Source organism: Flavobacterium sp. Leaf82 (assembly GCF_001422725.1).
Lineage (GTDB): Bacteria > Bacteroidota > Bacteroidia > Flavobacteriales > Flavobacteriaceae > Flavobacterium.
Window position 1 is genome coordinate 71,143 of sequence record NZ_LMMA01000032.1, and the last position, 23,292, is coordinate 94,434.

At 32.9% G+C, this 23,292-nt stretch carries 25 protein-coding genes; 11 read left to right on the forward strand and 14 right to left on the reverse strand.

Annotated features, from left to right (window positions below; translation table 11 throughout):
- Positions 1-34 precede the first annotated feature (34 nt).
- A complete protein-coding gene (locus tag ASF10_RS14735) occupies positions 35-865 on the forward strand; it encodes a lysophospholipid acyltransferase family protein (protein ID WP_056250518.1) in 831 nt (276 codons plus the stop codon).
- Between the two features lie 114 nt (positions 866-979).
- On the opposite strand, the gene ASF10_RS14740 is transcribed toward ASF10_RS14735, so the two are convergent.
- The 3 genes from ASF10_RS14740 to ASF10_RS14750 form a co-directional block, all read right to left on the reverse strand.
- A complete protein-coding gene (locus tag ASF10_RS14740; protein ID WP_056250521.1) occupies positions 980-1,612 on the reverse strand; it encodes a hypothetical protein in 633 nt (210 codons plus the stop codon).
- A gap of 8 nt (positions 1,613-1,620) precedes the next feature.
- Positions 1,621-2,115 carry an RNA polymerase sigma factor gene (locus tag ASF10_RS14745; protein ID WP_056250523.1) on the reverse strand — a complete coding sequence of 165 codons (495 nt, stop codon included), beginning with the start codon at positions 2,113-2,115 and terminating at the stop codon, positions 1,621-1,623.
- A gap of 197 nt (positions 2,116-2,312) precedes the next feature.
- Positions 2,313-3,374: a DUF3810 domain-containing protein gene (locus ASF10_RS14750; RefSeq protein ID WP_056250524.1), complete on the reverse strand. Its 1,062-nt coding sequence runs from the start codon at positions 3,372-3,374 to the stop codon at positions 2,313-2,315.
- A gap of 268 nt (positions 3,375-3,642) precedes the next feature.
- On the opposite strand from ASF10_RS14750, the gene ASF10_RS14755 reads away from it, so the two are divergent.
- On the forward strand, positions 3,643-5,103 hold the full coding sequence (locus ASF10_RS14755; RefSeq protein WP_056250526.1) for an aminoacyl-histidine dipeptidase: 1,461 nt from the start codon (positions 3,643-3,645) through the stop codon (positions 5,101-5,103).
- A gap of 261 nt (positions 5,104-5,364) precedes the next feature.
- On the opposite strand, the gene ASF10_RS14760 is transcribed toward ASF10_RS14755, so the two are convergent.
- The 4 genes from ASF10_RS14760 to ASF10_RS14775 form a co-directional block, all read right to left on the reverse strand.
- The gene (locus ASF10_RS14760) at positions 5,365-5,703 is read right to left on the reverse strand and encodes a DHCW motif cupin fold protein (RefSeq protein ID WP_056250528.1); all 339 of its coding nucleotides are present in this window, start codon (positions 5,701-5,703) and stop codon (positions 5,365-5,367) included.
- 101 nt (positions 5,704-5,804) lie between these two features.
- Positions 5,805-6,578: a carboxypeptidase-like regulatory domain-containing protein gene (locus ASF10_RS14765; RefSeq protein ID WP_056250530.1), complete on the reverse strand. Its 774-nt coding sequence runs from the start codon at positions 6,576-6,578 to the stop codon at positions 5,805-5,807.
- Between the two features lie 240 nt (positions 6,579-6,818).
- Entirely contained in the window at positions 6,819-8,741 is a 1,923-nt protein-coding gene (locus ASF10_RS14770) for a DEAD/DEAH box helicase (RefSeq protein ID WP_056250531.1), read from the reverse strand.
- A 204-nt stretch (positions 8,742-8,945) separates the two neighbouring features.
- Positions 8,946-9,524, reverse strand: a complete 579-nt coding sequence (locus ASF10_RS14775) for a non-canonical purine NTP diphosphatase (RefSeq protein WP_056250532.1) — start codon at positions 9,522-9,524, stop codon at positions 8,946-8,948.
- A 91-nt stretch (positions 9,525-9,615) separates the two neighbouring features.
- Between ASF10_RS14775 and ASF10_RS14780 the strand changes: the two genes are divergently transcribed.
- Positions 9,616-11,394 carry an ABC transporter ATP-binding protein gene (locus ASF10_RS14780; protein ID WP_056250533.1) on the forward strand — a complete coding sequence of 593 codons (1,779 nt, stop codon included), beginning with the start codon at positions 9,616-9,618 and terminating at the stop codon, positions 11,392-11,394.
- A gap of 96 nt (positions 11,395-11,490) precedes the next feature.
- Here the strand turns inward: ASF10_RS14780 and ASF10_RS14785 are convergent, their stop codons facing one another.
- Positions 11,491-11,865 carry a DUF2809 domain-containing protein gene (locus ASF10_RS14785; RefSeq protein ID WP_082472447.1) on the reverse strand — a complete coding sequence of 125 codons (375 nt, stop codon included), beginning with the start codon at positions 11,863-11,865 and terminating at the stop codon, positions 11,491-11,493.
- Between the two features lie 300 nt (positions 11,866-12,165).
- Here ASF10_RS14785 and ASF10_RS14790 point away from each other — a divergent pair, with 300 nt between their 5' ends.
- The 3 genes from ASF10_RS14790 (at position 12,166) to ASF10_RS14800 (ending at position 14,438) form a co-directional block, all read left to right on the forward strand.
- Positions 12,166-13,344: a glycoside hydrolase family 88 protein gene (locus tag ASF10_RS14790; protein ID WP_056250534.1), complete on the forward strand. Its 1,179-nt coding sequence runs from the start codon at positions 12,166-12,168 to the stop codon at positions 13,342-13,344.
- 21 nt (positions 13,345-13,365) lie between these two features.
- Positions 13,366-13,770, forward strand: a complete 405-nt coding sequence (locus tag ASF10_RS14795; RefSeq protein WP_056250536.1) for a hypothetical protein — start codon at positions 13,366-13,368, stop codon at positions 13,768-13,770.
- Positions 13,771-14,003: 233 nt separating this feature from the next.
- The gene (locus tag ASF10_RS14800; RefSeq protein ID WP_056250538.1) at positions 14,004-14,438 is read left to right on the forward strand and encodes a hypothetical protein; all 435 of its coding nucleotides are present in this window, start codon (positions 14,004-14,006) and stop codon (positions 14,436-14,438) included.
- 51 nt (positions 14,439-14,489) lie between these two features.
- On the opposite strand, the gene ASF10_RS14805 is transcribed toward ASF10_RS14800, so the two are convergent.
- Genes ASF10_RS14805 through ASF10_RS24625 form a run of 3 tightly spaced genes read right to left on the reverse strand, consistent with a single transcriptional unit; the run spans position 14,490 to position 16,943 of the window.
- Positions 14,490-16,001: an FMN-binding glutamate synthase family protein gene (locus ASF10_RS14805; protein ID WP_056250540.1), complete on the reverse strand. Its 1,512-nt coding sequence runs from the start codon at positions 15,999-16,001 to the stop codon at positions 14,490-14,492.
- Positions 16,002-16,035: 34 nt separating this feature from the next.
- A complete protein-coding gene (locus ASF10_RS14810; RefSeq protein ID WP_056250541.1) occupies positions 16,036-16,818 on the reverse strand; it encodes an NYN domain-containing protein in 783 nt (260 codons plus the stop codon).
- Complete coding sequence (locus tag ASF10_RS24625) at positions 16,809-16,943, reverse strand: hypothetical protein (protein WP_262487327.1); 135 nt, start codon at positions 16,941-16,943, stop codon at positions 16,809-16,811. Before ASF10_RS24625 ends, ASF10_RS14810 begins: the two co-directional genes overlap by 10 nt.
- 76 nt (positions 16,944-17,019) lie before the next feature.
- Here ASF10_RS24625 and ASF10_RS14815 point away from each other — a divergent pair, with 76 nt between their 5' ends.
- The 5 genes from ASF10_RS14815 (at position 17,020) to ASF10_RS24540 (ending at position 20,154) form a co-directional block, all read left to right on the forward strand.
- Positions 17,020-17,469 carry an RrF2 family transcriptional regulator gene (locus ASF10_RS14815; protein WP_056250543.1) on the forward strand — a complete coding sequence of 150 codons (450 nt, stop codon included), beginning with the start codon at positions 17,020-17,022 and terminating at the stop codon, positions 17,467-17,469.
- 24 nt (positions 17,470-17,493) lie between these two features.
- Entirely contained in the window at positions 17,494-18,006 is a 513-nt protein-coding gene (gene azu, locus ASF10_RS14820) for an azurin (RefSeq protein ID WP_056250545.1), read from the forward strand.
- Positions 18,007-18,117: 111 nt separating this feature from the next.
- On the forward strand, positions 18,118-18,840 hold the full coding sequence (gene ric / locus ASF10_RS14825; protein ID WP_056250547.1) for an iron-sulfur cluster repair di-iron protein: 723 nt from the start codon (positions 18,118-18,120) through the stop codon (positions 18,838-18,840).
- A 173-nt stretch (positions 18,841-19,013) separates the two neighbouring features.
- Complete coding sequence (locus ASF10_RS24535; protein WP_241774960.1) at positions 19,014-19,619, forward strand: hypothetical protein; 606 nt, start codon at positions 19,014-19,016, stop codon at positions 19,617-19,619.
- Positions 19,620-19,626: 7 nt separating this feature from the next.
- A complete protein-coding gene (locus ASF10_RS24540) occupies positions 19,627-20,154 on the forward strand; it encodes a hypothetical protein (RefSeq protein WP_241774961.1) in 528 nt (175 codons plus the stop codon).
- A gap of 31 nt (positions 20,155-20,185) precedes the next feature.
- Here the strand turns inward: ASF10_RS24540 and ASF10_RS14835 are convergent, their stop codons facing one another.
- From ASF10_RS14835 to nirK, 3 genes are read right to left on the reverse strand one after another with little or no spacing between them, the layout of a single operon-like run.
- Complete coding sequence (locus ASF10_RS14835; protein WP_056250549.1) at positions 20,186-20,782, reverse strand: SCO family protein; 597 nt, start codon at positions 20,780-20,782, stop codon at positions 20,186-20,188.
- Between the two features lie 16 nt (positions 20,783-20,798).
- A complete protein-coding gene (locus ASF10_RS14840; RefSeq protein ID WP_056250552.1) occupies positions 20,799-21,569 on the reverse strand; it encodes a formylglycine-generating enzyme family protein in 771 nt (256 codons plus the stop codon).
- A 12-nt stretch (positions 21,570-21,581) separates the two neighbouring features.
- Entirely contained in the window at positions 21,582-23,015 is a 1,434-nt protein-coding gene (gene nirK / locus ASF10_RS14845) for a copper-containing nitrite reductase (RefSeq protein WP_056250554.1), read from the reverse strand.
- Between the last annotated feature and the right edge of the window lie 277 nt (positions 23,016-23,292).

A 23,292-nucleotide genomic window follows, 5' to 3' on the forward strand; every position in this document is an offset into this window, starting at 1 on the left:
TTTGCGTTCTAACAAAAAAATACAATACACAGCTATGGGATTGTTTAAACGAAATCCTTTTGGACATATATTATTCATTAAAAAATGGCTAATACGAATTTTAGGGGCTATGACGCACCGAAGATACAGGGGATTTAATGATTTGCAGATTGAAGGATCTGAAATTATTAAAACATTGCCGGACACAAATGTATTGTTTATTTCCAATCACCAAACTTATTTTGCTGACGTTGTAGCGATGTTTCATGTCTTTAACGCAAGTTTAAGCGGACGTCAGGATACTATTAAGAACATTGGATATTTGTGGCAGCCAAAAATGAATATCTATTATGTTGCGGCAAAAGAAACGATGCATGCAGGTTTGTTGCCAAGAATTTTAGCATATGTTGGTGCGATTACAGTCGAAAGAACGTGGCGCGCAAAAGGTGTTGATGTTACTGAAAAACGCGATGTTAACCCAAATGATACTGAAAATATTAGAATAGCACTTGAAGATGGCTGGGTAATTACATTCCCGCAAGGAACAACAAAATCGTTCAAACCGGTTCGTAAAGGAACAGCACATATCATTAAACAGCATAAACCAATTGTAATCCCGATCGTGATAGACGGTTTTCGCCGTTCGTTTGATAAAAAAGGATTACGAATGAAGAAAAAAGGAATTCTGCAATCTTTTATTATCAAAGAACCTCTTGATATTGATTATGAAAATGATACTATTGAAGAAATCGTTGAAAAAGTAGAATATGCTATTGAGCAGCATCCATCATTTTTAAAAGTTATTCCGGCCGAAGAAATTAAAGCTGAGGAGGAACTTAATGAAATGAGAAGATGGAGTTATAAAGCATCAGAAAGTGAACATTAGATTCTAAATTTTTGTCTTCATGTTTCAAGTTTCAAGTTTCACTTTTTTTAAATAAACTTAGAAGCTTATGAGTCCAAGGCTTCAGGATAGCAACTTCAAAAGATACTGTTGTATCTAGAAATCAATTTTCTTTAACTCTTTATAATTAGCGTACAATCTTCTTAATAAAGTTCCGTAAAGCAACCTGTAAATACACCAGAACAGTCCAAAGAATAATAGTGTAAGCAATACAAGAGCACCAATTGAAAATAGCATCGCTTTTCCGTTTAATGCTAATTTTTCTCTGACAATTTCCATGTCAGGATTGTAAACATATCCTATAAAGAAACTTAGGATTGATGAAACGACAATCATTCCTAAATTATACCATACATAATATTGAACCGTTTTACGGGTTTTTAAAATGCTGCTCATCAATAATTTAGTAGAAACAGTAGTTGATATTGTTTTGTAATTTTTATAGAAAAAATAAATAAAAACTAAGATTACAGCATAGTTAAAATACATCAAAATCTCCATATAAAGTATAATTTCAGGATGATGAATGTTATTTAAGAAATCATCAATATTAGAGAAGTAATTTGATATAGTCCAAAACAAAACCTCTAAAATACTGATAATCAAAATCCACTTCACGATTGAAGAAGATTTTTTATGAATCATTTTATAGATTTCTTTTTCAGAAATTTGTTGAAAAGAGTCGGCATTCCTTTTCCAGTCTTTTTTTAATAAATCCAGTTCTTTCATAATAATTTTTAAGGATTTAGTATTTTCTTAAGTTTCCCTTTAATTCTGTTCATTTTCACACGTGCATTCACTTCGCTGATACCGAGTGTCTCGGCTATTTCTTGATAATCTTTGTCTTCTAAATACATAAAAACTAATGCTTTTTCGATGTCATTAAGCTGATAAACGGCTTTATACATCAACTTAATCTGTTCTTCTTCTTCGTAATTGTAATCAACATCTTTTACAAAATGCTGATGACTTTCATACTCTACGGTAGATATGGTTCTTTTGGTTTTTCGATATAAAGTAATGGCAGTATTTAAAGCGACACGATACGTCCAGGTCGAAAATTTACTATCGCCTCTAAATTTAGGATAAGCTTTCCATAACTGAATGGTGATTTCCTGAAACAAGTCTTTATGAGCATCTTCGCCAGCAGTATATAATCTACAAATCTTGTGGATTATATTCTGATTTGCCTGCAATTGCATAACAAATGACTGTTCTAGATTTTCGCTCATAATATATTAGTGTTACTAAAGCGTATTTTGTTACAAGAATATGTTAATTTTTTTCTTATTGCCCCAGATTAAAAGAATTAAAAAGATTTTTCACACTTTTAATTCTAAGATTTAGAGATGTAATCCTTTTAATCTCATTAATCTGTGGCGAAAAATCTCAGCGCAATCTGTGAATATACCAAAATCTGTCAGCAACTTTATAGTGGTCTGGTTTTGTAATAATTCACCATTAAATCTACAAATTTACTATAACCTTCCATTCCGTCTTTTTGATTATTTGTTTTTAAGAAATTATCATAAAATATCTCAAATCCAGTTTCGATTGGTGTTTCATATTGTTTCCAGAAATCCTGACTTTCCTGATAGTTTTTTAAAATTCCAACATGTACTGAATTCTTTAATTGTTGAAATATCTTTTCGTCTTTAGCTTTCCAAATTCCCAGGCAATATCTCAAGATAAAGCTATAACCGGAATATTGATAATAGAGATTTTTGTTTTTTACAGATGCCAAAACACCTATAAAATTGCATTCGCTTTCGCTTGCATAACCCATTTGATGTGCCATTTCGTGACAAGTCGTAACCGGAAAATTATACATAGGCAATAACTCGTTTACCTGAGCTTCATTCGTAAACGGATTCAAATATCCGCCAAAACCCATGTAGGTGAGAGGTAAGCTAAAAAGCGATTTTTTAACACTTAAAAACTCGTATTTAAAATAGGGATATTCTTTTGCGAGATTTTCATAACCACTTAAATTCATCAGGAAAGCCTGTTTTTGAGAATAAGGGAAAACTATTTTTGAACTGTCTTTTTTAGTAATCTCAAACTGAATTTCGTTTGTTTTTATAATTAGTTTTTTTGTAAAAATTAATAATTCGGCATCCGAATATTCTTTTTCAATTTTCATTTTTTCGAAAAGTGGTTCCCTGTAATAATTAAACGCCCAAAGCAGATGAAAGAAAAAATAGAATACAGATAAATAACTTAAGGCTCTTAAGAGATTGTCTTTCCATTGAAGTTTCCAGCTTTTTCTGGTTTTCCAAATCGATCGAATTAAAAGCAAAATCAAAACGGAATAAATACAGTCTCCAATCGAAAATGGAATTTTACCCAAAACGATTCTCGAAAAGTGAGAGATTTTTAAATACAATCCATTACTATAAAAACGTTCTGTAAATTCCGGAAAGAAACGTAGAATCTTTAAAAAGATAATTTGTAAAAGAAGTAATAAAGGTAAGATGTATTTTGATTTCACAATTTTTATTTTGGATACGTAAATATAAATACAATTAAAAAAAGTTAGCCATGAATTTTACGAATTTTCGCAACTAGATATTTTTTTTAGAAATGTAAAATGGTAATTATTCGGGTAATTTGGTTTTACTGATATTATAATTTGTTATGATTGGCGAATCCCGATAACAATCTGGAATGCAGAAAAAATTAATGCTTTTACCTTCGAATAGCGTTTAAACTTTGTAACTTTGAAGCTCTTAATTGTTAAACTTCAAACAAAAAAATAAATGAGTCAGGAAATAAGAAATCTGGAACCTAAAGCACTGTGGAATAAATTCGCAGATTTAAATGCAGTTCCGCGTCCGTCAAAGAAAGAAGAACGCGTAATCGAGTTTATGAAAAACTTTGGAAATAGCTTAGGTTTAGAAACTTTTGAAGACGAAATCAGAAATGTAATTATCAGAAAACCGGCAACTCCGGGAATGGAAAATCGTAAAGCAATTGTAATGCAGGGACACCTTGATATGGTGCATCAAAAAAATGCAGATACTGTTTTTGATTTTGATACCCAGGGAATCGACATGTATGTAGATGGTGACTGGGTTCGCGCGCGTGGTACAACCCTAGGTGCTGATAATGGGTTAGGAGTAGCTACAATTATGGCTATTTTAGAAAGCAAAGACATTCCGCATCCTGCAATCGAAGCTTTGTTTACTATTGATGAAGAAACGGGAATGACAGGAGCTTTAAATTTAAAAGGAGGAATTCTTCAGGGACAGATTCTTTTGAATTTAGATACAGAAGAAGATGATGAAATTGATATAGGTTGTGCTGGTGGAATTGATGTAACTGCTACAAGAAGCTATAATGAAGAAGAAGTTCCTGAAGGTTCTGTTGGGCATATTATTACTGTAAAAGGGCTAAATGGAGGTCATTCAGGAATGGATATTAACAAAGGTTTAGGAAATGCAAACAAAATCATGAACCGTTTGTTATTTGATGCTTTTGAAAACTTTGGTTTGCAAGTAGCAGAAATTAATGGTGGAAGTTTGCGAAATGCAATTCCAAGAGAAAGCGTTGCGAAAGTAATTATTTCTGAAATGTTTGATGAAGCCTATATTTTCGATATGCAGGAAATCATCAACGATATTAAAACAGAATATAAAACGACTGAACCTAACTTGTCTATTGAAATCGTAAAATGCGATACTCCTGAAAAAGTAATGGATCTAGGTGTTCAGGAAGGGATTATCAGAGCTATTTATGCTGCTCATAATGGAGTTTACAGAATGAGTGCTGATATGGAAGATTTAGTTGAAACTTCAAATAATATTGCCCGTGTTATTGTAAAAGATGGTGAAATATCTATTGGATGTTTAACGCGTTCATCTGTTGAAACTTCAAAATTTGATTTGGCAAATGCATTACGTTCTGCTTTTGAATTAGTAGGTTGCGAAGTAGAACTTTCAGGTTCTTATCCTGGATGGACTCCAAACGTAAATTCTGAAATATTAGATACGTTAGTTGGAATATACGAAAAACAAAATAATGAAAAACCTAAGGTAGTAGCGTGTCACGCCGGTTTAGAATGTGGAATCTTAGGAACAAATTATCCTGATATGGATATGATTTCTTTTGGACCAACAATACATGGAGCACATTCTCCGGATGAAAGAGCAAGCATTTCGTCAGCACAGAAATATTGGAAATTTGTGTTAGAAATCCTTTCGAATATTCCGGTTAAATAGTAAAATTCAGTATTCAGTCGCAGTTTTCAGTTTTCTTTGAGACTGATAACTGCGACTGTGACTGAAAACTAAAAAATTAATCTCTTTTAGGAGAATTTTTCTTTTCTCTCTTCTCTTCTTTTTTCTCTTTAGCCGTTTTTAACGGTTCTTTTTTTGCCGTTTTTTTAGCGTCTTGACTCTTTGCCATGATATGTTGATTTAATTAATTTTTTATTTGGATGTAAGTAAATATAGATATAATATTTGAAATTGCTTTGAATATTACTTTAAAAAATCGCCGTCGATTATTAGTAACTCAACACCATTGGTGGTTAATGATCTATGCGAACTAATATCATCAGTAACGACATATGTCATTCCTTTTGAAAGTTCGAATTTTTGTCCGTTTTCTAATTCACTTATAAAATCTCCTTCAAGGCAATGAACAATATGACCTTTTTGGCACCAATGATCTGCAACATAATTATTAGAATAAGTAACTTTTCGAATTCGTAAACTACCTAATTGCAGGGTTTGCCAATAAGCCGTTCCGGTTTCTCCTGAATGTTCGGTTTTTGCAATTTGATTCCAGTCAATTGTCTGAAAAGGTATTTCGGTCATGGATCTTTTGTTTTTGTTAGTAATCAAATATAAGTTATAAAGTAAAAAAAATCCTCAATTACTATTTGTAAATGAGGATTTTAAATTTTATTTAATTAAAATTAATTTCGTTTCAATACTTTATATTGTTCGTAACAACCATTAATAGCATCCATAATCTGCAAATCATTTGCTGATTGTATAAAGGAGTCAGAATAGTTGCAACGCTGCAAAATTTCAGGAATTTCGTCTTTGCTAATACCTAAAAGTACAGCAACAGTTTCACGATCGTATTTAGATTCAAGAAGATTTCGAACGGTATCATCCTTTCTCATTTCTTTTAGCTTCTTGAGTTCTTTTGCATTTTTCCCAAAGAAACCATACAGAACATCTGCAGGATTAAAAATCGATCCTAATACTTTTCCAAATGCATTTGGAGAATATTCACCAGCTTCGTAACCTTGAGTAAGTCCGGAAATGCTGTAGCGATAGTTTTCTTTTGTTGGGATTAATTTAGAATCGACTTCCAGATATCCCGTTAGGTTAAATGGTGCGATAATAACTTCTTCAAGAGCAATTGCTTTTTCAGTAAGCTGAATTCTGGTAACTTTATTTTTTATCCAGTCATTCGTTACCCTGATTCTTAAAGATTGAAATCCTAAAATCGAAAAGTGGATCGTATCATTAACTTGTACATCTATCTCAAAATATCCTTTAGCATCAGACTTGGCACCACGTACCTTGTTTGTGTTAATGATATTTACGTTTGGCAAAGGTTGTTTGGTATTGTCATTAATGACGTAACCTGAAACTCTTTGTGGTGCAGTAGACTCAACGTCTTGTGCAAAACCAATGGCTGATAGTAGTGTAAAAAAGAAAACTGCGAAATATTTCATATCCTGATTTAAAGCACTAAAAGTACTAAATAGGGATTAAATATTTCGCAGTCTTCGAATATAATTATCAGAAAATTAACAAAGGTAGCAGCGTTGCTTTTAGTATTTAAATAAAAAGGGATAAGGAAGATTAAAATACAAAACTCATTTATAGAGAGTAAGATTCTTTGAGGTAAAAAAAAATCCCAAATTCCAATTGTGTATGGAATCTGGGATTTTGTATTTTAAGATATTAAAGTATTAATCTCTTCTTGGTCTTCTTGGTCTTGGTGAATCACCAAAGCTTTCAGAACGTCTTGGAGCTCTGTCTGAACTACCTTCACTTCTTGGAGCTGAACTTCTAAAACCACCTTCTCTTTTTGGAGCAGATGAGTTTCTGTCGCTTCTGAAACCACCTTCTCTAGGAGCAGAGCTTCTGTCGCTTCTAAAACCACCACCGCCAGAACCTTCACGTCTTGGACCGAAACTTCCACCACCAGAACCTTCGCGTCTTGGAGCAGAACTACGTCCTCCGCCACTACGACCGTTATGGTCACGTCTTCCGCCACCATCATTTTTAGAAATTTCAACATTAATACGACGTCCTTCTAATTGTACGTTGTTTAATACTTCCATTACTTTTTCAGTATGCTCAGGATCAGTGTTAAAGAAAGAGAAACCTTCTTTTACATCTACTTTGAAAACGTCATCACGACCTAAGTCTAATGTTTCTTTCAAATAATCTTTAAGAGTCATCCAATCGAAGTTGTCTCTTGAACCGATGTTTACAAAGTAACGAACTGCTCCGTTATTATTGAATTCTCTTGGCTCAGAATCACTTCTTTCGCGTCTTTCACCTGCTTGAGATGAAATGTCTCTGTTCTTTTTGTAGTAAGCAATAAAACGGTTAAATTCTACTGAAACCATTTTCTTAATCAATTCTTCTTTAGATAAACCTTCAAGAACATTGTTGATTGCTGGTAAGTAGTTGTCAATTTCGTGATCAACTTCAGTATCTTTAATTTTGTTTGCTAAGTGCAACAATTGAATTTCGCAGATTTCGATTCCTGAAGGAATAGATTTCTCTTCGAATTTTTGTTTGATGATTCTTTCGATAGAAGAAATTTTACGCAACTCACTTTTTGTAACAATTACAATAGAAGTTCCTAATTTTCCAGCTCTACCAGTACGTCCTGAACGGTGATTGTAAGTTTCAATTTCGTCAGGAAGTTGGTAATTTACTACGTGAGTAATATTATCAACGTCAATACCACGTGCAGCAACGTCAGTAGCAACAAGCATCTGAATTTGTCTTCCACGGAAAGATTTCATTACACCATCACGTTGCGCCTGAGATAAATCTCCGTGCAATGCAGCAGCGCTGTATCCATCTTCAATTAATTTTTCAGCTACAGCTTGTGTATCTCTTTTAGTACGACAGAAAACCACAGAAAAGATATCTGGATTTGCATCGGCTAAACGTTTTAAAGCTTCGTAACGATCACGTGCATTTACTAAGTAAAATTCGTGAGAAACTGTTGCAGAACCTGAGTTCTTAGCTCCAACAGTAATTTCAACCGGTTCGCTCATGAATTGTTTTGCAATTCTCGCAACCTCTTGTGGCATAGTTGCAGAGAACAACCATGTACTTTTTTGATCTGGAGTATCTGATAAAATAGATACGATGTCTTCATAGAATCCCATGTTCAACATCTCATCAGCTTCATCAAGAATACAGTAATCTATATTTTTAATGTTTACTAAACCTCTGTTGATCATGTCTTGCATTCTCCCCGGAGTAGCCACAATAATTTGTGCTCCTCTTTTAATGTCTCTAGCTTGCTCTGTAATACTAGCCCCGCCGTAAACTGCTACCACATTAATACCTTTCTCGTATTTTGAGTAGTTTTTAAGTTCGTTGGTAATCTGTAAACAAAGTTCTCGTGTTGGCGATAAAACTAATGCTTGTGTATTCTTGTTGTCAGCATCAATTTTTTGAATTAGCGGAAAACCAAAAGCTGCCGTTTTCCCTGTCCCTGTCTGAGCCAACGCAACCATATCTGTGTCTTTTTCCAATAATAGGGGAATCGCTTTCTCCTGTACTTCTGACGGATTCTCAAATCCTAGATCTAAAATCGCCTTCAGTAACGATTCATTCAATCCTAATTGTTCAAATTTATTCATATGTATTTTTAAAATAGGGTGCAAAATTACTGTTAATTATTCAGATAAACTAATGCTATTTTAAGAATTATGTATTTGTTATGATTTGATTATCAAAAAGTTATGTTTAGAGTAGCACGATTTTTATCTGTACATCAGGAAAATTAGGCAAAAACACGTCGTAAAATTTAAATTTATAGATCTAAAATGTTGTATTCTAAACAATTATTTTGCTGCATTCAGAAAATCAATTAGTTGGTGGGTTGCTTTTGCACGATGACTTATTTTGTTTTTGATATCTGAGGCCAGTTGGGCAAAAGTCTCCGTATAATTTTCAGGCTGAAAAATGGGGTCGTAGCCAAAACCATGATTTCCAATTTTCTCAGCAATAATGCTTCCTTTTGCAATTCCGGTAAATAAATGTTGTTCTCCTTTTATATTTAATGCGATAACGGTCTTAAACTGTGCACTTCGATCTTCTTTATCTGATAATGCTTCGAGAAGTTTGTTCATATTATCATCTGCATTGCGCTGTTCTCCGGCATATCGTGCTGAATAAACGCCTGGTTCTCCGTTTAAAGCTGTAACTTCTAAACCGGTATCATCGGCAAAACAATCATAACCGTATTTTTGAGTTACATAATTTGCTTTCAAAATAGCGTTTCCTTCAATAGTATCAGCAGTTTCAGGAATTTCTTCATGACAGCCAATTTCCTCTAAGCTTAATAATTGAATCGATCCTTTTAGGATACTCTGAATTTCTTTGATTTTATTAAGGTTGTTTGAAGCGAAAACCAATTGCATGATACTTGTGTTTTGAAGTTATTATTGGATGTAAGTCTAAAACACAAATTTAGAATTCTTATATTTGATATGCGACATCAAATCAAAATAAATGCAGATATCAGTATTATATAAAAAAATAACACCCTTTGTTAAGCCATACAAAAAAATGGTTATTGCTACTTTATTACTCACTTTTTTGGGTTCTTTTGCTGCACAGGTTAATGCTCTGATTTTAAAATATACGGTAGATTCTATTAGTGATTTAATGGTTGCGCATGAACCTTTGTCAAAAGGGTTTCATTTATTAGGGATTATTAGTATTGTTTTACTTTCTAAAGAACTGATATATTCCGTGGTGCAGTTTGGTCAGAAGTTTTATGGCGAAAAGCTGCGTATTTTTATTACCCGCGATATATCTCAGGCGATTGTCGAAAAAATTCTGAGTTATCGAATGGAGTTTTACACTTCTAACGAAAATGAAAGCGGAAAACTGCAAACCAGAATCGATTTAGGAATTAGCAGTTTAACACGATTGGTCCAGAATTTCTTTATTGATATTTTACCACTATTTGCGAATGCTTTTGTAGCTCTTGCAATTATGTTTTATGCAAATGTTTATGTGGGTTTTGTAAGTTTATGTATTATTCCGATCTACTTTTATATAAGTCAGTTGCAAGCTACAAAACTGAGTGGTTTTAGAAGAAGAATGCGTAATTACCGCGAAACCAAGAATAACGGAATCATTAGTTTAATAGAATCCATTACTGTAATTAAGTCTTTCGTTCGGGAACCTATGGAAGCGGATCGTCATAAAGATATTCAGTTTGAGATGACAGAAAATCAGCTGGAAACTAGAAAAACCAGTTTTATTTTTGAAAGTGTGAAAGGTTTTGTAGAACAAATAGGAGTTGTAATTATAATTATTCTTACGGCTTATTTCGTTTTAAATAATACGATGACAATTGGTGCAATCATGTTTCATATTATGTTATTTAATAACGTTTCAGCACCAATCAGGCAATTGCACCGCATTTATGATGAAGTAAACGATGCCTTGATTTATTCTGAAGGATTCTTCGATATTTTAGAATCGGATAACGAAAAAGAAATTAGTGGGGATTATATTCCTGAAAAAATTAGTGGACTGATCGAAGTTAAAAATGTTGATTTTGTTTATCCAAACGGAACAAAAGCGCTTTTTGACATTAATTTCATTATTAAACCAAACGAAACAACTGCGCTTGTTGGTTTAAGCGGAGCAGGAAAAAGTACCATTATTAATTTACTGGATAAGTTTTATTTACCGACATCAGGAAAAATTTATCTGGACGGAGTAGATTTAAATGACTATAATACTGATTTTCTACGCAAGAATATTGGTTTGGTGCTACAGAAAAACCACATTTTTAAAGGAACAATCGCCGAAAACATTTTATATGGAAAACCGGAAGCTTCGCAATCTGAAATTATAGAAGCTGCCAAGAAAGCGTATATTCATGAACAAGTGATGCAATTGCCTAAAGGATATGATTCTGATGCGCATTTGCTTTCAGGCGGACAACAACAGCGAATTGCAATTGCAAGGTTATTTTTAAAAAATCCACCAATTATTTTTCTGGATGAACCAACAGCAAGTTTGGATGCAATAGCGACAGAGCAAATAAAAAAATCACTCGATGCTATAAAAAAAGACAGAACCGTAATTATTATTTCGCACAGTATTTCTCAAATTATTGATGCCGCTAATATTATAGTTTTAGAGCAGGGAAAATGTGTTGAGAAAGGAACACATGATGATTTGTATGATAACCGTTCTGCTTACTATGAAATATTTACCGCAATGGCGAATAGTTTAAATATTGATAAAATTACTCAGACACTTGATTAACTGCTTTCAAGATGTTATAGCGATAAGAAACCCGACAGGTTTTTAAAACCTGTCGGGTTTATGAGAACGTAAATAACTCATATAAAAGCTAATATTCTATAAAGATTTGTTTTTCAAAACAGCTTTTTCAATACTAAAAGCAATAGCAATACCAAAAGTATAGGCAAGAATATCTGCCCATAAAAAACCTTGTCCCAAAGTATATCTTCCTAAAAGCGTGTTTCTAAGTTCGTTTATCCAATTTGCCTGATAGATTTGAGAAAATTCAATTGTGTAGCAAATCAGTAAAGAAGTAATTATTATTTGAAATGCTTTTTTATCTATCAATATTATTCTAATCAGTACATACATCATTACAGCGTAAAGAAAATCTCCGGTGCACAATGGTATCGTGTCAAATTTTCTCGAAAAGATTCCCAGAAAAACAATGAATAGAAAAAGGAAGAAATAATAGATTCTGGATTTTTTCAAGCTTAGTATATTTAGGAGCAAATTTAGATTAAATCATTTATATGTAGATATTGAAGTTTTCTTTTTTAAAGCTCTAAGCTAAAAGAGAGTAATAAGTTTTGATAAAAGATTAATTTCGAAGTGTTCTGCGCATTTTTGTCATTTCGACGAAGGAGAAATCTTCACGAGAAGTTCGACAAAGATTGGAAAAAAAGACGCCAATAGTACATTTTTAGGGAACGAAAAATACAAACATCGAAATAAGTTTACTTTATTTTATAAATTTATGGGTTAAACAAACTATCGACTAAAAATAACCACATGAATGCAAATTTTTTTACCCTGATTGCCGTAGCATTTCTTTTAGCAAATCAAAGTTATGCCCAAAAAAACAACTCCTTCAATGTTAAAAAGCAACTGGAATATTGTGCTTCGCAAGCTTCGAAAACTTTAACTGTAATTCCGGATGACGGAACTTCACCTCGAACGGTTCCTAACGGAAGCAAAGACTGGAAATTTGTGAACTATAAAGATTGGACAAGCGGTTTCTGGCCAGGAGAATTATGGTATTTATATGAAGCGACAGGCGATAAAAAATGGCAAAAAGAAGCCGATAAATTCAGTAGGTTTTTAACTCCTTTATCAGTAAGCAAAGCAAATGATCATGATTTGGGTTTTCAGATCTTTAATAGTTTTGGAAACGGATATCGTTTGACTAAGAATCAAGCTTATAAAGACATTATTTTAAAATCGGCAGATACTTTGGCGACGCTTTTTAATCCAAAAGTTGGAACTATTCAATCTTGGCCACATAATAAATACGGTGGTCATAATACGATTATTGATAATATGATGAATTTAGAACTGCTTTTTTGGGCTTCTAAAAATGGAGGAAATAAAAAGTTGTATGACATTGCTGTAAAACATGCCGAAACTACGATGAACAATCATTTCAGACCAGATTATAGTTCCTATCATGTTATTATTTATGATTATGAAACTGGTAAAAAAATAAAAGGAAGAACGGCGCAAGGTTATAGCGACGAAAGTATGTGGGCAAGAGGTCAGGCGTGGGCTATTTACGGATTTACAATGGTTTACAGGGAAACAAAAGATCCTAAATTTTTAGATTTTGCTCATAAATTAGCACGTGTTTATCTGGACAGATTAACAACTGAAGATCTAATACCGTATTGGGATTTTAATGCTCCCGGAATACCAAACGAACCCAGAGATGCTTCTGCTGCAGCGATTGTATCATCTGCACTTATGGAGTTAAGCTCATTTACAAAAGAGGCGGCATTAAAAAAGGAATATTTGACAAAATCAAAAAAAATGCTTGTTTCACTTTCAGACCATTATCAAAGTCAGGATGTAAACTCGGCTTTTTTACTTCATTCTACAGGTCATAAACCCGCAGGAAGCGAAATAGATTGTTCTATAAATTACGCTGATTATTATTATCTTGAAGCGCTTTTAAGATTTCAAAAATTAAAATAATAATGATTTAAATTTAAAGTTATGATCAGGAAAATTATCCAAATCTCTTTTGCCATAGTTTTATTGGTTTTTATGGCAAGCTGTAAAAACACTAAACAGAAACTTCAGGAATATGTAACGTCTTATAATAGTACTGCTGCGAGTTTTAAAGCCAATGATGTTACGTTGACTACTGCAAGAGGTTATATAAATGATGACAAAATAGAATTGCGGTTCGAAACCAATTTAGAACAAAATGAATCTAATAAAACAAAAGCAAATTCATCATTTCGGGTGCTATTGAAAGACATGATCGCTAAAAATCAAATTCCTAAGGAACTTGTTGAAGAAGGTGTTCAGTTTGATGCTTATTTCTTAGCGGATGACAATACTGTTTTTGTAAAAGAAATAATAAACAAGGAATCTATTGCTGAAATATTAAAGTAATATCTAAAATTTAATCTTTGCTATAAGCTGCTTTAATCCTTTTTAAAGTGGCTTTTTTTATGTTGTAATTAGCTAATCGCTGTCTTTTGTTTTGAATGTGTTTTATCCGGTAATTACTGATAATCAATTTGTAACCAAATAATTACAGTTTTTTATTTTTATGGCTTGAAGTTGTTTTTCTTTAAAAAGTTCATTATGTTTGAGTTAAAAAATAACCTAAAACCTAAAATTTTATGAGAAAAATTACCCAAATCGCATTTACTGTCGTTGTTATGCTGCTATTGGTAAGCTGTAAAAATACCAAGCAAAAAATTCAGGAACATGTAAGTTCTTATAATAATTCATCTTCCATTAAAGGTACCGGAATTACCGGAACTACGGCTAAGGCATTTTTAAACGATAATAAAATTGAAATCAGGATCGAAACTAATTTAGAAGAGAATGATGCAAATAAACTAACCTACAAAGAGTCATTTCCGGATTTGCTGAAAGAAATGATTAAGAACGATCAAATTTCAAAAGAATTAATTGAAGAAGGAGTAAAGTTTGATGTGTACTTCCTGGCTTATAATAACGCTATTCTCGCACAACAAATAGTAGATAAAGAAGAATTGGCTGTTATAGAAAATGCAGGCGACGCTAAAGATAAGGTAACAGCAAAACTCTAATTTTGAAAAATAAAAAAAGCCTCTTTGTGTAATTTCAAAGAGGCTTTTTTTTTATCGTTTAGTAACATTTGTTAAGATATCCGGAAAATAGGAATCTGATAAGTTACCAAATTCATCTCCGCGCATAAAGATATTACTATCTACATCAGCAAAGCTTTTCTTGCCAGCCGCTGCTAAAAGTTCATTTGCAGAGTGTAAAGTGTTTTTATGAAAATGATAAACACGATCTGATTTATCCGTAACAACCAACCCTTTCATAAGCATTTTATTTTGAGTGGCAACTCCGGTTGGGCATTCATTATTATGACAACGTAAGGCCTGTATACAACCTAATGAAAACATAAAACCACGAGCGCTGTTGCACATATCTGCACCCAATGCAATTGCATGTAAAATCGAATAACCGGATATAATTTTTCCGCTACCAATAATGCGTATTTTATCACGAATGTTCAGGCCTATCAACGTTTTGTTTACAAAAATCAAAGCAGGTTCGAAAGGCATTCCAACACCATCAGCAAATTCCAGAGGTGCAGCTCCGGTTCCGCCTTCGGCACCATCGATAGTTATAAAATCAGGAAATATATCTTCAGCAATCATCTCGTGACAAATGGCTTCAAATTCAGCGGTATTTCCAATACATAATTTAAATCCAATAGGTTTTCCGTTTGATAATTGACGCAGTTGCGCAATAAAATGGATAAGCCCTTTACTGTCTGAAAAAGCATGATGTCCCGGTGGAGAAAGAATCATTGTGTGTGGTTCAACTCCTCTTATTTTTGCAATTTGCTCCGTATTTTTTGCAGCCGGTAATACACCTCCGTGACCAGGTTTTGCACCTTGTGAAAGTTTAATTTCGATCATTTTAACGTTTGGAAGATTCGCTTTTTCTGAGAATTTTTCAGGGTTGAAATTTCCGTCAGCATCACGACATCCAAAATATCCTGTACCAATTTGCCAGGTAATGTCACCACCGCCGGCAAGATGAAATTCGGTTAATCCGCCTTCTCCGGTATTTTGGTAAAAGTTTCCTTTTTTTGCCCCTATATTTATCGCACGCACCGCATTTTCGCTTAACGAACCAAAACTCATTGCCGAAACATTAAATAAAGAAGCTAAGTAAGGCTGTTTACAATCTTTTCCTCCCACTAATACACGTGGTAACTCTTCGTTGACTTTTGCCGGAAAAATAGAATGTTTTATTCCTTCGTAACTATCATGATTTAGATTTTGCTGTGTTCCAAAAGGGGTACTTGAATCAATGTTTTTTGCCCTTTGATAAACCAAAGAACGCTGATTTCTTGAAAAAGGCCTTCCGTCTGTAGATCTTTCGATAAAATATTGTTGGATTTCAGGCGCAATCATTTCAAATAAATATCTGAAATAACCTAAAACAGGAAAGTTTCTTAAAATGGCATGCTTTTTTTGAAGAATGTTATAGAATCCAACAACTAATAATATTGGAATAATAATAACGAGTAAAAAACCACGCTTTGTATAAAAATAAATTGTAACGACAATTAGTAGTAACAGGAATCCGTAGATGAAGAATTTTTTTCTCATGTTTGTGAAAAATTAAAATGTAATACTTTGATAATTAGTTAAATCGAAGGCGAACATACACATGTTTGATCCCTTTTTTATCTGATTCTCTTTCGTCGATTTCAAGAATATCAGTTAGTGATTTTAACATTGGTGTAAGCTTTGAAAAACCATAATTTCTTGGGTCAAATTCAGGTTTTTTCTTCACAATTAAGTTTCCAACATCTCCTAAAAATGCCCATCCATCGTCGTCCTCAATATCTTCAATTGTGGCTTCTATCAAATCAATGGTTTGTTTGTCTATTTTATGTAATGCTTTTTCAGCAGGTTTTTCAACAGGTTTTTTAGCATCTGCTGTTGCAGTTGTTTTTGGTTTTTTCTTTTGGATTGCTCCGTCTAAAACCTCAATATAAATAAATCTGTCGCACGCTACAATAAAAGAATTAGGTGTTTTCTTTTCTCCAATACCAATTACTTTCATGCCGGATTCTCTTAACCTGATAGCCAAACGTGTAAAATCGCTATCGCTGGAAACGATACAAAATCCGTCAAGTTTTCCTGAATACAGTAAATCCATTGCATCAATAATCAAAGCAGAATCTGATGAATTTTTACCTACGGTGTAGCTATATTGCTGAATTGGGGTTATAGCATGTTCTAGTAAAACAGCTTTCCATCCATTAGAATTTGGTTTTGTCCAATCAGCATAAATACGTTTAGTTGTTGGGGTACCAAATTTTGTTATTTCTTCCATCATACCTTTTACATTACTGTAAGGTACATTGTCGGCATCAATAAGAACAGCGAGTTTTAAATCTTTTGAGGTGCTTAAAGCCATTTTCCGGGTTTTACAAAATTATAATCTACCAAAGGTAAAATTAAAATTGGTTTTAAATTCACTTGCTGTCTAATTTCACCTTTCTTAATAATTAAATTATTTTCGTTATAAATAAGGAGTTGCATGCTGAAAATTAATTAAAGATAAATTTGTCTTTTAATATGTGTTTGCATACATTTGTAAGGAATTTAATCAGATATTATGTTTTCAAAAGCGTGTGAATATGGCATTCGGGCTTCTATATTTATTGCTGCTAATTCGTCTAAAGGAATTAGGGTAGGAATAAAAGATGTAGCTAAAGAAATTGATTCTCCGGAACCTTTTACGGCCAAAATAATGCAGATTTTAACCAAAAGCAATATTATAGGTTCGGCAAAAGGAGTAGGAGGAGGATTTGAAATTTCGGCGGAAGCCTTAAAATCTATAAAATTAATTCATATTGTAGACGCGATCGATGGAGACAATATTTATAAAGGCTGCGGAATAGGATTAAAAGAATGTTCAGAAGTGCATCCTTGTCCCGTACACAATGAATTTAAAAAAATACGCGAATTACTGGTGGCAATGTTAACCAATACATCTCTGGAAGAATTAGCTTTAAGCGTAAAATCAGGAGATTTTCATTTGAAAATATTAAATAAAAGCGAATAGATATTATAATTTAAATACATAGAAATGAACAAAAAAGTTAAAATTTCGGCTATTGTACTATTAGGAATGTTAGCAATAACTTCATGTGGAAAAAAAGATACTACAACAACTGATGCGTCAGAAATTAATCAAACGGAAGATGAATCACAAGCAGAAGCAGTTAGCAATGAATTGGTTATTGAAGGAAATGACCAGATGCAGTTTAATAAAAAAGAATTAAGAGCTACTGCCGGACAACCTATTACTTTGACCTTAAAACATGTTGGTCAAATACCAAAAGAAGCAATGGGACACAATCTTGTTATTTTACAAGAAGGAACAGATGAAGCTGCTTTTGCTGCAAAAGCTATTACGGCTAAAGAAACAGATTATATTCCAGCTTCTGAAAAAGCATCTATTGTAGCGCATACCAAATTATTGGGCGGTGGAGAAGAAGATACTATTCAATTTACAATTGATAAAAAAGGAACATACAACTTTTTATGTACTTTTCCAGGGCACGTAGCCATGATGAAAGGGGTTTTAATTGTTGAGTAAATAACAAACTCTAACGCTGTTTACAGGTTAGGGTTTTTTAATGAATTAATAAAAGATAAAATTGTCTTTTATTGAAAATAGATAATATAATAATGATAAAAATTAGACAAAATGGAAAATTTAAAAAATAATACAATTGGTTCGTTTGTAGCGAAAGATTTTAGAACTGCTGCAGTATTTACAAAATATCAAATTGATTTTTGTTGTAAAGGCAACAGGATTCTTACTGAAGTATGCGAAAAACAAAATATTGACTCGGATGTATTGGTGCAAAACCTGATTGATGTTTTAGAATCTGAAAACAACAACGGGATAGATTTTAATTCATGGCCATTAGATTTACTGGCAGATTATATCGAAAAAACACATCATCGTTATGTTGAGGATAAATCTATTATCCTGAAACAATTTTTAGATAAACTTTGCAAAGTACATGGTGACGCTCATCCGGAATTATTTAGAATAAATGAATTGTTTACGGCAGGAGCAGGAGAATTGGCACAACACATGAAAAAAGAAGAATTAATGTTGTTTCCCTTCATAAAAAGAATGGTAAAAACCAAAGAAGAGCATGGAATCCTGACTCAGCCTTCATTTGGCAGCGTTTCTAACCCAATCGCAATGATGATGCAAGAGCATGATAATGAGGGAGATCGTTTTCGTGAAATTGCGAGTATAACAAATAATTATACGCCGCCAAGTGACGGATGTACGACTTATAAAGTAACTTTTGCAATGCTAAAAGAATTTGAAGAAGATTTACACAAACACATTCACCTGGAGAATAATATCTTGTTTAATAAAGCGGTAGTTCTGGAAGAAGAATTTGCCTAAATAATAATTACAATAATTGCACCAACTGAATCATTAAAAATGAGTACGGTTGGTGCATTTTTTATTTAAAACAAATGGGGGATATATTAAAAATAAGTTCAGTTAGAAGTTGGATATTATGCTGTTTTTGTAATTTTTTGATAGCTTCAGTTATGGGGTTGTTAATGCGATTTATGACATTATTTAATTTTGATGGTATAAATTATAGTTTTCTCCTTCATGCACATTCGCATGTAGCAATGTTAGGCTGGGTTTATATGACAATTTATGTTTTAATTGTTCGGATGTTTATCCCAAAAGATAAAAGCTATAAACCCATTTATAATCGATTATTCTGGATGACGGAATTTACTGTTATCGGCATGATGATTTCTTTTCCTGTTCAGGGATATGCTTTTTTTTCGATACTATTTTCAACAGCACATATTTTATTAAGTTATGTTTTTTGCGTGTTGGTCTGGAAAGATTGCAGCAAAGAGAATACGCGTGAAAGAAAACTTCTGATGACAGCAATTTTGTTTCTGGTTTTTTCAACTTTTGGAGTTTGGTGTTTAGGACCTGCATTAAATATGTTGGGAAAACAAAACGCATTTTATCAAATTGCAATCCAATTCTTTTTACATTTTCAGTTTAATGGCTGGTTTTTATTTGCCGTTTTTGCTTTATTCTTAAAACAGGCTAAAAGAAACTTGGAAGGGGAGAGTTTTAAAAAGATTCTTTGGTTTATTACTGTTATCAACATTCTTAACAATAGCGCTTCCGATAAGCTGGTACATTAAAAACGAAATGCTAAAATGGATTAATGTTTTTGGGGTTTTACTGCAAATTGTAGCTTTCGTGTATTTTTATAAAATGCTGAAAACTAATATTACATATTTCAAAACCAACTTAAACACAACAACAAAAAGTATTTATATTCTAGTTTTATTTTCCTTGTTTTTCAAAATAAGCACTCAGTTATTAAATTTAATGCCAGATCTTTTTGAAGTTTCACATCAAATCAGAAATCTTGTAATTGGCTTTATTCACTTAACAACTCTTGGTATTATTACCGGAATTTTATTTGGAGTATTAATCGAAAATAAAGTACTGGATCATAAATCTAAAATTTTGAGTTACGGAATAAAAATTTTTAGTCTGGGATATATCTTGAATGAAGTTTTATTGTTTCTTCAGGGCGGATTTTTTTATTTAGGAATAGGAAAAATTTCCGGATATTTTGAGGGATTATTTATTTCCGGATTTTTGATTGTAATAAGTATAATCTTGATTATGATCATGATTTTAAATACAAAACAAGAGCCAATTCCTTAAAACTGTCTCTTGTTTTTAACTAGTCAACGATTTAAATTTTTTGAGCTTCCTGATTTATTGTTTCAACTGTTTTAGTATTATTTACTGCGAGACCTTCTTGTTGGTATATCAATTCTCCGTCAGTATTAAAAACACTTATAATATTAGAATGAGAAAATTCCATAGGAGATATTTGTTTGTAATTAACAGCTAAAACTGCTGCAAATTCTCTGGTATTATCTTCTGTAGAGCGCAAGAAAATCCAGGGATCGTGATTGAGCTTGTTGGCTATTGCAAATGATTTTAATTTTTGCGGAGTATCTGTCACAGGATCAATACTGACTAAAATAAGTTTTACATTTTTTTTAGTTTTCTTATCCAGTTTTGCCTCAATAGCTCTCATATCTGCAACTAATCTGGGGCAAGCTGCTTTACACGAAGTATAAATCATTACCATAACAAGAACATTTCCTTTTAAACTCTTTAGTTCAATATTTTTGTTGTCCTGAGTCGTCCATTTTGAAGGAAGATTGTAGATGGATAAATCTGTAATTGGTTTTTCTTTTGATGTATCCCTATTAATTTTATTGTCTTTGCAACTTTGTAGGTTCAAAGCAATTATAAAAAGTGCCAGTATTGTTTTTTTCATTTTAGATAATTTAAAATTATTGTTTTGTTGTACTTGCACATCTAAAACCCAGATTTCTTGTTGAATACTGCGCTTTCAGGCTGCCTCTAAAAGCATAACGCATAAAAGCTGCATAATTCATTAAGTCTGTAGCATTAACAGATCCAGCGCCACAAAACAGGTTTTTATCGTCGCTTTTATCTTTTCTGGATTCTCCTGATAAAAAAATGCTGTTAAAATCAGCTGTCCATTCCCAGACTAAACCATGCATGTCATAAACTCCCCAGTGATTTTTGAAAGTTTTTCCAACGGGATTTTCGTAGGTTTTAGATTTTTCGTACCACGATAAAATGTATGTATTGAATTCTGTTTTAGTTCTGGCATCAATTTTATTTTCATCTGCCATCGCCACATATTCCCATTCATCAATTGTTGGCAATCGTTTTCCCTGACATTCGCAATATTTTTTTGCTGCAAACCATGAAATGCTTGTTGCCGGAGTTTTTGGATTTATATTTCCAAAATCAAAATCGCTTTTCCAATAAGAAAGGTAACTTTCATCTGCAAAAATCCCTTTTATTTTAGATTTGCTAAAACTCGGATTCTTTTTTATGAATATTAAAAATTCACCATTTGTAACGGGATAGATATCTATAAAAAAGGTTTTTACAACGACTGGTTTCTTTTCAGTCGCTCCATAAAGAGGGATAAAAGATCCCTCTTGTATTTGTACCATTTTTTTATTCTGTGCGCTCATAAATCCTGTCTGAACGAAGAAAAGGATCAGTATTAAAATACCTTTATACATAATTTGATGCTATTATCGCAGGGATTTTACCAGTTCTGGCGTTACGACTGTTTTATTATTTCCCCAACTATTATATATATAGGTCATAACATTGGCAATTTCATCATCAGATAAATTTTGACTTGGCATTATATTATTGAATTTTTGCCCATTTACTGTGATTTCACCAGACAAACCATGTAAGATTGTTTTAATAGCTCTTTTTGAATCGGCATTTAGATAATCTGATTTTGCAAGAGGCGGAAATGTATTTGATATTCCCTGACCTTCAGATTGGTGACAGGCAAAACAAGTTGTTCCAAAGATCTCTTTGCCAATTTTTATTTTTTCTGCCACAGTTCTTTTTGGTATACTCGTTTTCGAAGATGCATTAACAGGCATATTTTGTATTGTTCCTCCTTCTGGTAAATAAATTCCTTCTTGGATTGTTCCTGAATAAATATTTTTGTTTTCTGCACCTTCTACTTTTAGGATTCCCAGTGCACCTTTGTTAAATGCCCTAAAAATCGAGTGATCTACGAGAATAAAACTTCCGGGAGTTTCTACTTTAAAATCTACAATTGCAGCTCCGCCTGCGGGAATTAAGGTTGTCTGAACATTTTTATTAATAAGAGAACCGCCTTCTAAGTGAACATTATCAAATATTTCTCCAATAACATGAAAAGACGATACCAGATTTGGGCCTCCATTTCCAACAAACAAACGAACCGTTTTGCCTACTTTTGCTGTAAGTTCATTTCCGTTTGTCAGGGAACCTACTTTTCCGTTAAAAACAACATAATCAGGAGTTTCTTTAACGGCTTTGGTCATATCAAAAGGCTGATGTCCCTTTGCTCCATATTCGCCTTGCGTATAAAAATCACCCTGCATTACATAATATTCTTTATCAACTGGCGGTAATCCCCCTTCTGGTTCAACCAGAATCAGACCGTACATTCCGTTTGCAATATGCATTCCAACCGGAGCAGTTGCGCAATGATATACATATAAGCCAGGGTTAATTACCTTAAAACTAAATACCTTTTCATGACCGGGCGCGACTAACGAAGAGGTTGCGCCGCCGCCGGGACCAGTAACTGCGTGCAGATCGATATTGTGAGGTAATTTATTGTCCGGATGATTTTTTAAGTGAAATTCGACTTCGTCACCAACTCGTGTTCTAATAAAACTTCCGGGTACAGAACCGCCAAATGTCCAGTAGGTATATGTTACACCATCGGTCATGGTTGCTTCCTGCTCCTTAATTTCCATGTTGATTTTTAGCTTCATGGCTGTTCTGTTTCCAACTGGTTTAGGTACGAGTGGCGGAGATGTTAATTCAGCTTGCATTTCTCCTTCAGTTACAATGTCAGAATAATTAGTTTTTTCTTTCTTACATGACACAAGTAAGAGTAAAAAGAGGACAAACAGAAAGGCTTTGATTTTAATAACGGACTTTTTTTTCATAATAAATGGTTTTTATTTTAGTTTTTGAATCTGAAGTAAATTTAAAAGACAATTTTATCTTTTATTATGATAAAAGTCATCTTCTGACTCTTTATGATTGATTATATTCAGTTTTAAGGATATTGATTTGATAATTTCTTACGTTAAATACGATAAGTTTATACAATAAAAACAGCGGATAATGGGGATTCAGAATATTTTTCAATAAAAATAATTGGCTGACTCTATTTTAGAATAATAATCATTATTTTTGCACCCTGTATAAAATAAAATTATT